Source organism: Brevibacterium sp. SMBL_HHYL_HB1 (assembly GCF_018208375.1).
Classification (GTDB): domain Bacteria; phylum Actinomycetota; class Actinomycetes; order Actinomycetales; family Brevibacteriaceae; genus Brevibacterium; species Brevibacterium intestinavium.
On record NZ_CP062936.1, the window covers coordinates 1,207,019 to 1,219,236 of the forward strand.

Here is a 12,218-nt window from a genome sequence, read left to right on the forward strand (position 1 = left end):
ATGAGCGAGATCACCGTCATCGGGGCAGGGCTCTCCGGTCTCGTCGCCGCCTATCGCCTCTCCGCCGACCACCGCGTGACCGTGCTCGAGGCCGGCACCCGCCCGGGCGGATGCCTCAAGCAGACCACCCTCGGCGGGGCTGTGCCCATCGGTCTCGACACCGGCGCCGAGGCGAGCCTCAACCGTCGCCCCGAGACCAGAGGACTGGCGGCCGAACTCGGCCTCGAGGCGGTGTTCCCCTCGACCGCGCACAGCTCGCAGGTGCTCAACGGGGGAGCGCTGCACCCGATCCCGAAGCGCACGATCATGGGCGTTCCCGCCGAGGCCGCCGAGGTGGAATCGCTCATCGGGTCCGAGGCCGCACAGCGTTTGGCGGCCGAGACCATCACGCCCCCGATCGACGGAGACGACGTTTCGCTCGGGGACTTCCTGGCCGATCGCCTCGGTGCGGCCATCGTCGATTCGCTCGTCGACCCGCTGCTGGGCGGGGTCTATGCGGGACGGTGCCGGGACCTGTCGCTGGCTCAGGCCGTGCCCGCGCTCCTGCCCGCGGCCGTCGAGGGCACCTCGGTGCTCGAGCTCGTGGCCGAACTCCTCGCCGCACGTCAGGCCCGAACCGCCGCACCGGCCACCGGATCATCCGGATCCGGGACCGGATCGTCCGGATCCGGGACCGGATCGTCCGGCAGTACGTCGGCCGAGCCGGTGTTCATGAGCTTCGAAGGCGGGATCAACCGACTCATCCCGGCCCTGTGCGAGGCGATCGAAGCCGGCGGCGGGACGATCCGCCTCGGCGCCGGTGTCACCGGGATCCAGCGGCACGATCGGACCTGGACGGTGAACGGGGACGGCTTCGCCCTCGAATCCGACGGACTCGTCGTGGCCACCCCCGCTCATGTGACCGCCCGTCTCCTCGCCGAGGCGGCCCCGGAGGCGGCGTCGATCCTCGCCGACGTCCCCTACGCGTCGACCGCCCTGGTCGCCGCTCTCGTCGACCAGGGCGGGACCGAGCTGCAGGGTTCGGGTTTCCTCGTCCCCGCGAGCGAGGGCACCTTCATCAAGGCCTCGACGTTCGTGTCGAACAAGTGGCCGTGGACGAGGGCGCACATCCGACCGGGCACCGCGCTGGTGAGGATGAGCATCGGACGCTTCGGCGACGATCCCGCCGGCTGGCCGGCCGCCTCGGACGAGGAGATCATCGACCGGGCCTTCGCCGACTGGCGCGCGATCACGTCCCGGCCGAGCGCACGGATCCTCGCCGCCGACGTCCAGCGCTGGGACTCCGCGCTGCCGCAGTACACGCCCGGCCACGGCTCACGGATCGCCGCGGTCGATGCGTCCATCGCCGCAGTCGACGGACTCGAACTGGCAGGATCGGCCTTCGACGGGGTCGGGATCCCGGCCTGCATCTCCCGTGCCGAAGCGGTCGCGACGAGGCTGCGAGCGCTTGGGGACGGGCCCTGCGCGTCCGGCGCAGGCGACTGACCCCTGACGGCCGAGACGAACGCAGTGCGCCAACAGACCGACACAGAAGAAGAGAACACAGAAGGAGTTCGAATGAGCGATCACACTCAGCCCACCGAAGCCCAGATCGAGGAAGCGAACAAACAGACGCGGTACATCGCCTATTCCGTCTATGCCACGGCCGGTGAACTCGGCGATGCCGACCGCACCGAACTCGCCGATGAGCTGCTGTCGGCCCTGGAGCCGTTGAAGGAACAGGGACTCGTCGTCCGCGGCATCTACGATGTCTCCGCCCTGCGCGCCGACGCCGATGTCCTGTTCTGGTACCACGCGCCCACGGTCGAGGTCGTGCAGGCGGCCTATTCGGTCATCCGCCGCAGCCTGCTCGGCGGACTCCTCGAGCCCGTCTGGTCCGTCGTTGGCATCCACCGGCCGGCCGAGTTCAACAAGGCCCATCTGCCGGCGCTGCTGGTCGACGACGTTCCCGGCGACTACATCTGCGTCTACCCGTTCGTGCGCTCCTACGATTGGTATCTGCTCGATTCGGCCGATCGTGCCAAGATGCTGCGTGACCACGGCATGGCCGCCGCCGACTACAAGGATGTCAAGGCGAACACGATCGCCTCCTTCGCCCTCGGCGACTACGAATGGCTGCTGGCCTTCGAAGCTCCGGCCCTGCACCGCATCGTCGACCTCATGCGCGATCTGCGCGCTGTCGAGGCACGGCTGCATGTGCGTGAGGAGATTCCGTTCTACACCGGTCCGCGCCGGGAGCTCGTCGATATCATCTCCGACTGGAGGTGACCGGCCGCGCCGGGAAGTGAACTTCCCGGCGCAGGGTCGTCCGCCGGCGGTGGCAGGACATCGCCTCCTGCCGCCGTCCGGGCGGAGACACAGATCAGCCGCCGCACCGGGCAGGTGCGGCGGCTGATCCGTGTGCAGAAGGAGCTCAGTCGGTCTTCTTCACCACATAGGAATGGCCGTTGGCGTCGGTGCGCATCTCCAGGCCCATGGCGGCCAGCTGCTCGTGGCGGAGGCTCTCGTCTTCGTAATAGCCTCCCGGGCGGGTGTTGTCGACCTGGGCGGGACCGACGATCTTGCGGAAGAAGTTGTTGAGCCAGCCGACTCCGCGCTGGGAGTCAGGCTGTCGGCGCGGCTGGTGCTCGGAGCCGTGGGAGGGCGTCTGCGAGGAGGAGGTCATCAGTGGAACCTATCGAACTGGCACCGCTTGTGCGGGCGGACGGACAAGGTGACAATGTATAAACAGTGTACCCTAATCATTAGGGCACGAATGAGTTGCCGACGAAGGTCCCGATCATGTGCCATCGCGAGCACAGGCCCAGTGACGAAGAGGGACGGATGACGAAGAGGGACGAAGGGGAGACGATGCCCGAGACCGATGGTTCGACGCAGCAGCTGAGCGATCCCTTGGCGCTGGAGAGCCAGATCTGCTTCGCTCTGGCCGTGGCCTCACGCGGGGTGATCGGCGCCTACCGGTCGGTGCTCGAACCGATCCACCTGACTCATCCGCAGTATCTGGTCATGCTCACACTCTGGCAGCACGAGAAGCTCACGGTGCGGGAGATCGCACGGCTGCTGCGGCTCGAACCCGCGACCGTCTCGCCGCTGGTCAAACGCCTCGAGACGCTGGACTATGTGACGAAGACGCGCAGTGAACGCGATGAGCGGATCGTCGAGGTCACGCTCACGAACACCGGGGTGCAGCTGCGCAGGGCCGCCGAAAAGATTCCCGGGCAGATGATAGACAAGCTCGGTATGGACGTGGACGGGGTCAGGCAGCTGCACGCGGTGATGCAGCAGATCATCGCCAACGTCGACGCCGCCGAGGCCGAGGCGAGCTGAGGGGAGCGCCCAGCCGGCGCCCGGGCGGAAGCTGCGGCGGGAGCCCATCCGGGCGCTCAGCTCCCGGCCGGGCGGTGCATCGGGGTGTGTTCGATCCCGTCCTCGAAGAAGCGCGGGCCGTTGGCAGCGAACCCGAACACGGTGTAGAGACCCTCGAGATGTGACTGCGCGTTGAGCGTCAGGGGCTGATCGGAGAAGCGCTCGACGATGTCCGCCAGCAGTCTGCGGCCCCACCCCTGGCCACGGGCCTCGGGGTGGGTGACGACTCGGCTGATGCTGCGGGCTCCCGGTCGTGCGGCCGGGCCGTCGGGGACGTCGGCGGGCAGGATGCGGGCGTAGGCCCAGGGGCCGAGATCGCGACCGAACTCGGCTCCGTGGGTGTCGGCTATCGCCTGCGGCGGCCGCGGATGGAACACATGCAGTGTCTCGGGCAGGGTGTCGATGCCGTCGGGATCGAGGAACAGGCAGTCCTGCTCGACGACGAAGACCTGCGAACGCAGCTGCATGATGCCGTAGAGCTCTTCCGGCCGAAGTGCGCAGAAGGTCCGCACGATCGGTTCGGCGGGCGCCTCAGCCCTGAGCATCTGCGGTGTTGAGCTTCAGCGAGATCGAGTTGATGCAGTAGCGCTGATCGGTGGGAGTGTCGTATCCCTCACCTTCGAAGACATGGCCCATATGGGAATCGCAGTTGGCGCACCGGACCTCGATGCGCTCCATGCCCATCGTCGTGTCACGGATGTAGCGGACGCGGTCCTCGGCCAGGGGCGCGTAGAACGACGGCCATCCGCAGTGCGAGGCGAACTTCGTGTCCGAGGGGAAGAGGTCGGCGCCGCAGGCTCGGCACTGGTACATCCCGGCCGCGGTCTCGGTGTTGTACTCACCGCTGAACGGCCGTTCGGTCGCGCCCTGCCGCAGCACCGCGTACTCCTCGGGGCTGAGCACGTCCTGCCAGCAGATCTCCTCACCGTCTGCCTTCGTGCGGCCCGCCTCGGCAGGGGCGGCTGCGTTCGTGTTCTGTGTCATCGTGACCTCCGGTGTGCGTCGATGTCTGTCAGGTCTCGGGTGCGAGCCCACGCGTGGAGTCCATCATCCCACTGATCTTCGAGCCGGCGGAAGCGCTTCCGCCGGCGACGTCGGGTCGCGTGTGCGCGCCTTCAGAGGAGACAACAGCGTTTGGTTCCTGCACATTCCTTAGGCAACAATGAACGCAGGAGGTTTTCATGGTCCGCGAGACGAAATTCCCCGCCCGCTTGCTGGTGGCCGCTGTGGGCATCGGTGCCGGGCTCGGTGCATTGATCTCTGTGGCGTCCTCGGGACTGGCCGCCTACTTCGCCCGTCGGATAGTGGTCCCGGAGAATGCGCCCGAAGAACTCGACATTCTGCACATCGACGGGTTCCCGCCGAATATGCGCATCCACCTGCCTGCCGATGAGGAAACGACGGTTCCCGGAACCTACGGCCTCTACTTCAACCAGGGTGCCGGTCATGCGGTGATCGGAGACATCGTCGAATACGATCCCCGGTCGCGCACGGTCTCTCGCGAGATCCGCTCCGTGACCCGCGGCGACATCCGTCGTGCCTGGCGCGGACGCTGGACCGGAATCGTCTTCCCCGACCCTCTGGCCGCCGGAGTGAATTGCGAGGAGATCGAGATCCGCTCCGACGCCGGCGCCCTGCCCGCCTGGCTGCTTCCCAGCGACCATCCCGAACCGCATGAGACGTGGGCGATCCTCATCCACGGTCGGGCGAGCACACGGGCCGAAGGCCTGCGTGCGGCTCCCGTCCTCAACACCCTCGGCGTGCCCGCCATCGCCATGTCCTATCGCAACGACGCCGAGGTCCGCGTCGAGCCCACCTCCCGCTACGGACTCGGCGACACCGAATGGATCGACGTCGACGCCGCCATCGACTACGCCGTGTCGAAGGGTGCGAAGAACGTCGTCCTCTTCGGCTGGTCCATGGGCGGAGCGATCGCCCTGCAGGCGGCCTCGCGGGGCCGCAACCGTCGCCGCGTCACCGCCCTGGTCCTCGACGGACCCGTCGTCGACTGGGTCAACGTGCTCGACGGGCAGGCGAAGAAGAACCTGCTGCCGACTCCGATCGCCAAGCTGACGCTGGAGATGATCACCCAGCCCTGGGCGCGGCCGATCACCGGTCTGCAGACCCCGCTCGACCTCGACCGCATGGACTGGGTGACACGGGCGGCCGAGCTCGACGTGCCCGTGCTGCTCATCCACTCCGATGACGACGAGTTCGTGCCCTCCGGGCCCTCGCACGCCCTGGCCTCGGTTCGGCGGGACCTCGTGACGATGCCCGACTACAGCAGGGCACACCACACGAAGGAGTGGAACATCGACCCGGTGCGCTGGGAAGACGATGTCGCGAACTTCCTCGAGGCGAAGATCCTGCCGAAGTCCTGAACCGGCTGAGGGCTCGACAAGCGCCTGGGACGGGGTTCGCGAAGCCCCCTCAGGGTTCGAGCGTGAGCGTGTCCTCGGCCGCCGCTTGCACCGCCTGCGGCGAGTACGGCCAGGGACGGTTGACGTTCGAGGCCCAATCATTCGTCTGATCGTCGTAGTGCTCATGGTAGGCGTGGCCCGAGGCGCCGGTGAGATTGATCCAGCTCGAGGCGTCGAAATTCGACAGGTCGACGATCTGACGCATCGACGGCACCCAGTTCGTCTCATAGCCGACCGAGGCGTCCCAGCCGGTGGCGTGGACGACTCCCGATCCTCCCGAGACCTCGTAGGGGCCGCGGTTGAACAGCTTCTCGACCGGGGTGATCCCGGACTCGCCGAAGCTGGCGTTGCGGATCGTCAGCCTGTGCAGGATTCCCCACCGCCACGTCACCGGTTCCGGACCCAGCAGGTCCTCGGTCGTCGTCCAGGCCGTCTTCATGGCCGTGCGCAGCGCTTCGTCGCGGTTGTCCGCACCCTGGCCGGACCACCACTGCGAGTCCTCGTCCTCGAGCAGGTTCGACAGCACGAGGTACCAGCGCGAACCGCCGGTCGGGGCCACGGCATCGGGCACCTTCGAAGCGATGGTCTGGTCGAGCAGCGTCTTCGTGAGCACATTGAAGTAGGCCGCGGCGGCGCTGCTGGCGGCGTCGTGGCCGTTCCATTCGGAGAGCATCTTCTGCGCCCTGGCGATATCGGGGTCGTCCCCGTCATCGATCTCGATCGCCGCGGGCACGAGCTTCGAAGCGAACGGGTTGAGGTCATCTCCCTGGATCGCCGACATGTCCGCGGCGGTGAGCTCTCTGCCCTCGCCGACGGCGTCCTTGATGCGTTTGGTGATGCGCCTGGCCCGGTCCCCGTAGTCGAAGTCCTTGCTCAGGGCCACCGATTCTCCGGGGGCGGCGACGGGATTGTTCGCCGTGACGATCCAACCGCGGTCGGGGTTGTACAGGCTCGGCAGGTCATCGAAGTCGATCCAGCCCTGCCAGTCCTCATCGGACTTCCAACCGCGGCGCGGCAGGGATCCGTCGGCGTCGCCCCGGCGGGGGATCATCCCCGGTGCCTGGTAGCCGATATTGCCCGCCACGTCGGCATAGATGAGGTTCTGGGAGGGAACGTCGAACCGGGAGGCCGCATCACGGAACTCCTCCCAGTTCGACGCGCGGTTGATCGCGAACACCGCCGAGGCGGTGCTGCCCGGTCGCAGTGCGGTCCAGTCGAGAGCGAGACCGTACTGCTCATCGGCCGGTCCGGACTTCGGGTCAGCCGTGTCCGCACCGGTGGAGGCGTCGAGGACTCGACGGTAGTCCTCGCCGAGTTTGGACACCAGCGGCCCGTGGCGGGTGGACCGGATGGTGATCTCCCGGGGTTCGCCGCCGGCGACCTCGACCGTCTCCTTGCGTTCCCGGACGGGTTCGTCGCCGTCGTCGTGGACGACCTGCCCGTCGCGGATCCTTTCGACCACGAGGTCGGTGACATCGGCACCGAGGTTCGTCAGCCCCCAGGCGATCGACTGGTTGTGGCCGATGACGATGCCCGGCAGCCCGGAGAAGGAGAAGCCGGTGACATCGAACGGGCACTCGTCGGTGACCTTCTTGCAGCGCAGCCCGACCTGGTACCAGACCGAGGGCATCGTCGGCGACAGATGCGGGTCGTTGGCCAGAAGCGGTGAACCCGTCTTCGTGTGCTCACCGGAGATGACCCACGAGTTCGAGCCGATATCATCGCTGCTCATCCCCAGCAGGTCCGGCAGCGAGGCCACCTTGGTCTTGAGATCGATGAGGTCATCGGCCTGGCTCGACGCTTCGGTGACCTCCACGCCGACCCGGGCCTCCCCGCCGGCCCGAGCCTCGTCGTCGGTCTGCTGACCGGTCCGGCCGGGCTGACCGGTCCGGCCGGGCTGACCGGTCCGGCCGGGCTGTCCGGGCTGTCCGCCCGGGCCTTCTCCTGCTCCGGGATCTTCGGCGGCATCGCCGCGGCTCTTCGCGGCCTCGTGTCCGGCGATTCCGCCGAGGATCGTCGGGCGGGTGTCATAGGGGTAGTCGGGGAAGAGATCGGCGACCTGCTCCTCGTCGAGTTCCGAGGTCAGGATGGCGCGGTCGATCTCGTCCTCGAGGTTCGATCGCAGGTCCCAGGCCATGGCCTTGAGCCAGGACACGCTGTCGACGGGAGTCCACTTCTCGATCTCGGTCTCCCCCGATTGGAGACCGAGCACGGCGTACTCGAGGGACACCTCGGTGGGGGACTTGTCGTCGAGGTAGGCGTTGACCCCGTCCGCATAGGCTCGGTAATAGCCGAGGGTCGTCTCGTCCAGCTGCTCGACCTCCTGCTCGGCGACCTTCCTCCACCCCAGTGTGCGGATGAAGGTGTCGGTGCCCAGCTGGGACTCGCCGAACAGTTCGGACAGGCGCCCGGAGGTCACATGGCGTCGGAAGTCCATCTCCCAGAACCGGTCCTGAGCGTGGACGAAACCCTGAGCGAGGAAGAGATCATGGGCGGTCTCGGCCTCGATGGTGGGAACACCGGACTCGTCGCGGTGGACGGTGACTGGGGCATCGAGGTCCGGCAGCGAGATCTCACCGTCGGTGGTGGGAAATGACCTGCGGACGAGGAAGACGCCGATGAGTGCGAGGACGAGGACGAGGGCGAGGACTCCGGCGAGGACTCGCAGGAGCACGCGTGCGCTCACGGACAGGTGAGAGCCGCTCGAAGGGCGGAACACCCTGAGCAATGCGCTCGATTCCTTCTCATCCTGCGCATCGGGTGCCGCCATGAGTCTCCTTCGGCCGTCCAAAATCCTTCAGCTCACAGTATCAGTGTCGGCCCATGTCATCGGGGGTCCGGTCCTGCGGGTCGGCCTCGGTGATGCGGGAGATTCGCTCGGAGACCGCAAGCGTGGGCTCGAGGGCCGGTGCTGTCGATGACTCCGATCTGCCATCGGACTTAGACTCGCATCATGCACATCCTCCTCTTCGGTGCCTCCGGTCATGTCGGGACCGGGCTGGCCGGACGGCTGAGCCCGAACCACCGCATCACCGGCGTCGTGCGCCGACGACCCGAATCAGCGACTCCTTTCACACCGCTGGTGGTCCCCGACTGGGTGGACGATCCGGACCAGGTGCTCGCGGCGCTCACCGGCCACGACGGATCCGCCGTCGATGCCGAGCCCGTCGACGCTGTCATCGCCGCGATCGGCGGATGGTTCATCGACCGGCGGCTGCTCGACCGCGGTCTGGACAAGTTCGACGAGGACTTCGACAGCTATCTGCGCGGACACTTCACCGCCTGCACGATCTCCCAACGACTGGCCGAGTCCCGCTCCCGGGCTGCGGCGGTCACCGGCAATGTGGCCCATCTGGCTCTCAACGGCGTCGCCAGCCGTCAGGCGCTGCCCGGGTCCGGAGCGATCAGCGTGTTCGGGGCGGGACAGTCGATGCTCATCCGCGTCGCGGCCGCCGAAGCGACGACGGTCGACTTCCGGGAGATGCGGATCATGGCGCCCGTCGCCGGCGATGGGCGAAATGATCTCACCGGGGGAGTGGAGACGATCGCCCTCGCCGAGGTGGCCGAAGCGGTGGAATCGATCCTGCTCTCGCCCGAACGCTTCGACGTGTGCACCGAGATCGGCCCGCAGGCCTGAGAGGGCGGGACCGTCAGGCCCTGCGGTAGCGGAGGAAGACCTGATCGTCCTCGGCCCGCGTCTCGATCAGGCGCAGCTCGATCTCGGTGCGCAGCTGACAGAAATGGCTCGTGGCCGTGTGGATGTAGCGCGGGCTGACGCTCAGCTGCAGTTCGGCACCCGGATAGGACTCGAGCAGCCGGAACCCGAGATGAGGCCCCGACTCGCAGACGATGAGCTCCTCACCGGCAGAGGTGTCCGCGCGCGTGTCCAGCGATGCGATCACCTCGGCGACGGATTCGGGGGTGAACCGCGTGGCCCGGTAGTCGACCCCGAGCTCGGACAGCTGCGCGGCCAGTGGGGCAGGATCCGATTCGGTGAGCACATGCACGGGTGTGTGCTCGAGCGCCTTGCCGGGGGCGTTGATGACGGGCAGCTGGCGGTTGAGGGCGGTGGGACGGTCGATGACGAGGGCGGAGGCGCGGCGGCGCAGGGCCAGGAAGTGGCGGAAGTCCGTGTCCGTCGAGACCCCGGTCGACCACCCGTCCTGGGCGAAGGAGCCGTTGATCGACTGGACGAGGGAGATGATGAGGGGACGCATCCTGCTCACTTCTTCAGTTCGTCTTCCGGACCCATGGCGATGCGCGGGTGGGCATCGGGGTCGATGGTGCGCAGGAGCCACTTGAGATCGGATTCCTCCAGGGTCACACAGCCGTTGGTGCCCGAATCGTGGTCGAGGTGGAGCCAGATGCCGCCGCCCTTGTCCCACCCCAATGGTCGGGTCGTGTCCGTGGGCGGATTCCCGGGGACGCGGTTGTAGTCGATGGCGATGATGTAGTCGAACACCGAGGCATAGTCCGGTCCGTAGGCCACCGTCGCCGAGGAGGGCAGATGGTCGTCCTGGGTGTAGGGCAGCTCGGTGCCGGGATCGGGTCTGTACCCGCCGGCGTCGCTGAGTGTGAACACCCCGATGGGGGTCGTCCTGTCGCCCTCGTGCCGGTCCTTGAGCCACCCGTTGCTGCCGTTGTGGGTCGAGAAGGTCTTGAGCTTCGTCCACTCCTCGTCCTCGAACCGGTAGAAGCTCAGCGTCGACTCCTCGGACTTCGCATCGGGGGAGGTGGCGACGAGGACCTGTGAGGTCTCCTGCGGGATCTGATCGGCATACTCCTGCTTCAGTCCCGGCACCGGGACCGAATGAGCCGGTCCGGCGGTCTCGGACTCGGAGGCGGTCGGCCCTGTGTCCGAGGCGGCATCGTCGTCGGGCCCGGCTGGTGACGACCCTGCCGGGGCGGACTGTGCCGGCGCGGCCAGATCGCCGATGCTCGTCTGCTGCGCGGGGGCGGCCAGGGTCGTGGAATCGGCCTGTGCGGAGTCAGCGTCGCCGCCGTCGGCATCGGCGCCGCAGGCGGTCAGCGTCAGAGCGAGGACGACGAGCACGGGCAGGCCGAGGCGCCGATGAACTCCACTGGACATGAGCCCATCCTCTCACGAAGCTTGAGAATCGCCGGGCAATGACTGTGCGAAAATGACTCCATGAGCATTCCACCCGTGCCGAACCATCCTCCGCGCCCAGGGCGTCGGAAACCGGCCGAGGAGTCTCCGGAGTCGATTACAACCCAGTTGTTCATCGGCCAGGACGGGTCCGCGGCCGCAGACGGCTCCACCCAAGCACTGACTCCCGAGGAGCTGCAGCGGCTGCAGTCGATGGTCGACTCCGACGGCACCCAGGCCACCGAGGTGCTCAGCCTCGAGGAACTGCGCCGGCTGGCGGCCGCCGATGGATACGAGACCGGCGGTCTGCCGGCGGCACCCCGGAAAGCGAACTCCGACGACATCGCCGCTGCCGAGGCCGCTTCGGCCCCCAAGCAGTGGAATCCGCAGGGAGCCTCCCCAGCGCGGCCGGACACGGATGAACCCGGGCCCGCCCACCCGAATCCGACCCCATGGGGGCCCGAGTTCGGAGCCGCGGGAGAAACGGAGGCCCACCCCGAGCCGATGCGCTCGGCCGGCGCGCCCGCACCCGCCGGCGCTCTCCACTCCCAGGGCGGCCATTCCCTGGGCCACCCCGGAGCCGGCCCGGTCCAGCCCGAGACCGGCTCGGGCGGTCAGCCGCCGGCCTTCGGACCCGCTTATGCGGCCGCCCCGGCCGCCGGGCCCGCCTACGGAGCGTCAGGCCCCGGCGGTCCGGGTGGGCCGGCCGGGCCCGGTGGGCCGACAGGACCGGGCGGCCCGTACGGTCGGCAGCCCGAGACGAAGAAGGTCCCCGCCTGGCTGTGGGTGCTCGCGTCCATCGCGCTCGTGCTGGCCCTCGGCATCGTCGGCTACATCGTCTGGGACTCGACCCAGGGCACCGATGAGGTGATCGCTCCGCCGAGCGATCAGCCCACGACCGGTCAGACCGATCCGCAGCCATCGGCGTCTGACAGCTCCTCACCGCCCGTGGCCGAGGAGGTCTTCACCTCTCCTTCGGGCAACATCTCGTGCACGATCGACTCCGAACGCGCCCGCTGCGTGATCAACGACTACGACTACTCGCCGCCGGAGAAGCCCGACGACTGCCGCCTCGACGACTGGGGCTCCATCGTCGTGGCCAATGACGAGGGAGCTGGATTCTCCTGCCTCGAGGCCCCCGAGTCCGAGGGGCCGGCCCGTGTGCTCGGCTACGGGGATTCGATCTCCGCGGCGGGAATGACCTGCACCTCGTCGGAAGAGGGCATGGAGTGCAAGTCCGATGAGTCCGGGATCGGCTTCAACGTCCGGCGGGCCTCGGTCGACTTCCTCAAGTGAGGCGGCGCCGCCGAGCGGGGCGGCGCCGC

The 12,218-nt window shown here is 68.0% G+C and carries 12 protein-coding genes; 6 read left to right on the forward strand and 6 right to left on the reverse strand.

Annotated features, from left to right (window positions below; genetic code table 11):
• Positions 1–1,485: a protoporphyrinogen oxidase gene (gene hemG, locus IG171_RS05580; RefSeq protein WP_212130470.1), complete on the forward strand. Its 1,485-nt coding sequence runs from the start codon at positions 1–3 to the stop codon at positions 1,483–1,485.
• A gap of 72 nt (positions 1,486–1,557) precedes the next feature.
• The gene (hemQ, locus tag IG171_RS05585) at positions 1,558–2,268 is read left to right on the forward strand and encodes a hydrogen peroxide-dependent heme synthase (RefSeq protein ID WP_212130472.1); all 711 of its coding nucleotides are present in this window, start codon (positions 1,558–1,560) and stop codon (positions 2,266–2,268) included.
• A gap of 145 nt (positions 2,269–2,413) precedes the next feature.
• On the opposite strand, the gene IG171_RS05590 is transcribed toward hemQ, so the two are convergent.
• A complete protein-coding gene (locus tag IG171_RS05590; protein ID WP_212130474.1) occupies positions 2,414–2,665 on the reverse strand; it encodes a hypothetical protein in 252 nt (83 codons plus the stop codon).
• 158 nt (positions 2,666–2,823) lie between these two features.
• Between IG171_RS05590 and IG171_RS05595 the strand changes: the two genes are divergently transcribed.
• A complete protein-coding gene (locus tag IG171_RS05595; protein WP_249204102.1) occupies positions 2,824–3,327 on the forward strand; it encodes a MarR family transcriptional regulator in 504 nt (167 codons plus the stop codon).
• Positions 3,328–3,383: 56 nt separating this feature from the next.
• Here the strand turns inward: IG171_RS05595 and IG171_RS05600 are convergent, their stop codons facing one another.
• Positions 3,384–3,911, reverse strand: a complete 528-nt coding sequence (locus tag IG171_RS05600; protein ID WP_212130476.1) for a GNAT family N-acetyltransferase — start codon at positions 3,909–3,911, stop codon at positions 3,384–3,386.
• Complete coding sequence (gene msrB / locus IG171_RS05605) at positions 3,898–4,350, reverse strand: peptide-methionine (R)-S-oxide reductase MsrB (protein WP_212130478.1); 453 nt, start codon at positions 4,348–4,350, stop codon at positions 3,898–3,900. Before msrB ends, IG171_RS05600 begins: the two co-directional genes overlap by 14 nt.
• Positions 4,351–4,547: 197 nt before the next feature.
• Between msrB and IG171_RS05610 the strand changes: the two genes are divergently transcribed.
• Positions 4,548–5,747 (forward strand): alpha/beta fold hydrolase, encoded by a 1,200-nt coding sequence (locus tag IG171_RS05610; RefSeq protein ID WP_212130480.1) that lies wholly within the window; start codon positions 4,548–4,550, stop codon positions 5,745–5,747.
• 49 nt (positions 5,748–5,796) lie between these two features.
• Here the strand turns inward: IG171_RS05610 and IG171_RS05615 are convergent, their stop codons facing one another.
• Positions 5,797–8,556, reverse strand: a complete 2,760-nt coding sequence (locus IG171_RS05615) for a penicillin acylase family protein (RefSeq protein WP_212130482.1) — start codon at positions 8,554–8,556, stop codon at positions 5,797–5,799.
• Between the two features lie 183 nt (positions 8,557–8,739).
• On the opposite strand from IG171_RS05615, the gene IG171_RS05620 reads away from it, so the two are divergent.
• The gene (locus tag IG171_RS05620; protein ID WP_212130484.1) at positions 8,740–9,423 is read left to right on the forward strand and encodes an NAD(P)-dependent oxidoreductase; all 684 of its coding nucleotides are present in this window, start codon (positions 8,740–8,742) and stop codon (positions 9,421–9,423) included.
• 13 nt (positions 9,424–9,436) lie between these two features.
• Here IG171_RS05620 and IG171_RS05625 read toward each other — a convergent pair whose 3' ends face one another.
• Together IG171_RS05625 and IG171_RS05630 are read right to left on the reverse strand one after the other, a co-directional pair.
• Positions 9,437–10,003 carry a hypothetical protein gene (locus IG171_RS05625; protein ID WP_212130486.1) on the reverse strand — a complete coding sequence of 189 codons (567 nt, stop codon included), beginning with the start codon at positions 10,001–10,003 and terminating at the stop codon, positions 9,437–9,439.
• 5 nt (positions 10,004–10,008) lie between these two features.
• On the reverse strand, positions 10,009–10,875 hold the full coding sequence (locus IG171_RS05630; protein ID WP_212130488.1) for a L,D-transpeptidase family protein: 867 nt from the start codon (positions 10,873–10,875) through the stop codon (positions 10,009–10,011).
• Positions 10,876–10,935: 60 nt separating this feature from the next.
• Between IG171_RS05630 and IG171_RS05635 the strand changes: the two genes are divergently transcribed.
• On the forward strand, positions 10,936–12,189 hold the full coding sequence (locus IG171_RS05635) for a DUF6636 domain-containing protein (protein WP_212130490.1): 1,254 nt from the start codon (positions 10,936–10,938) through the stop codon (positions 12,187–12,189).
• Positions 12,190–12,218 lie beyond the last annotated feature (29 nt).

Excerpts from the sequence above, each read along its gene's own strand:
- hemG (WP_212130470.1), top strand. The coding sequence starts at position 1 with ATGAGCGAGATCACCGTCATCGGGGCAGGGCTCTCCGGTCTCGTCGCC.
- hemQ (WP_212130472.1), top strand. The coding sequence starts at position 1,558 with ATGAGCGATCACACTCAGCCCACCGAAGCCCAGATCGAGGAAGCGAAC.
- IG171_RS05590 (WP_212130474.1), bottom strand. The coding sequence starts at position 2,665 with ATGACCTCCTCCTCGCAGACGCCCTCCCACGGCTCCGAGCACCAGCCG.
- IG171_RS05595 (WP_249204102.1), top strand. The coding sequence starts at position 2,824 with ATGACGAAGAGGGACGAAGGGGAGACGATGCCCGAGACCGATGGTTCG.
- IG171_RS05600 (WP_212130476.1), bottom strand. The coding sequence starts at position 3,911 with ATGCTCAGGGCTGAGGCGCCCGCCGAACCGATCGTGCGGACCTTCTGC.
- msrB (WP_212130478.1), bottom strand. The coding sequence starts at position 4,350 with ATGACACAGAACACGAACGCAGCCGCCCCTGCCGAGGCGGGCCGCACG.
- IG171_RS05610 (WP_212130480.1), top strand. The coding sequence starts at position 4,548 with ATGGTCCGCGAGACGAAATTCCCCGCCCGCTTGCTGGTGGCCGCTGTG.
- IG171_RS05615 (WP_212130482.1), bottom strand. The coding sequence starts at position 8,556 with ATGGCGGCACCCGATGCGCAGGATGAGAAGGAATCGAGCGCATTGCTC.
- IG171_RS05620 (WP_212130484.1), top strand. The coding sequence starts at position 8,740 with ATGCACATCCTCCTCTTCGGTGCCTCCGGTCATGTCGGGACCGGGCTG.
- IG171_RS05625 (WP_212130486.1), bottom strand. The coding sequence starts at position 10,003 with ATGCGTCCCCTCATCATCTCCCTCGTCCAGTCGATCAACGGCTCCTTC.
- IG171_RS05630 (WP_212130488.1), bottom strand. The coding sequence starts at position 10,875 with ATGTCCAGTGGAGTTCATCGGCGCCTCGGCCTGCCCGTGCTCGTCGTC.
- IG171_RS05635 (WP_212130490.1), top strand. The coding sequence starts at position 10,936 with ATGAGCATTCCACCCGTGCCGAACCATCCTCCGCGCCCAGGGCGTCGG.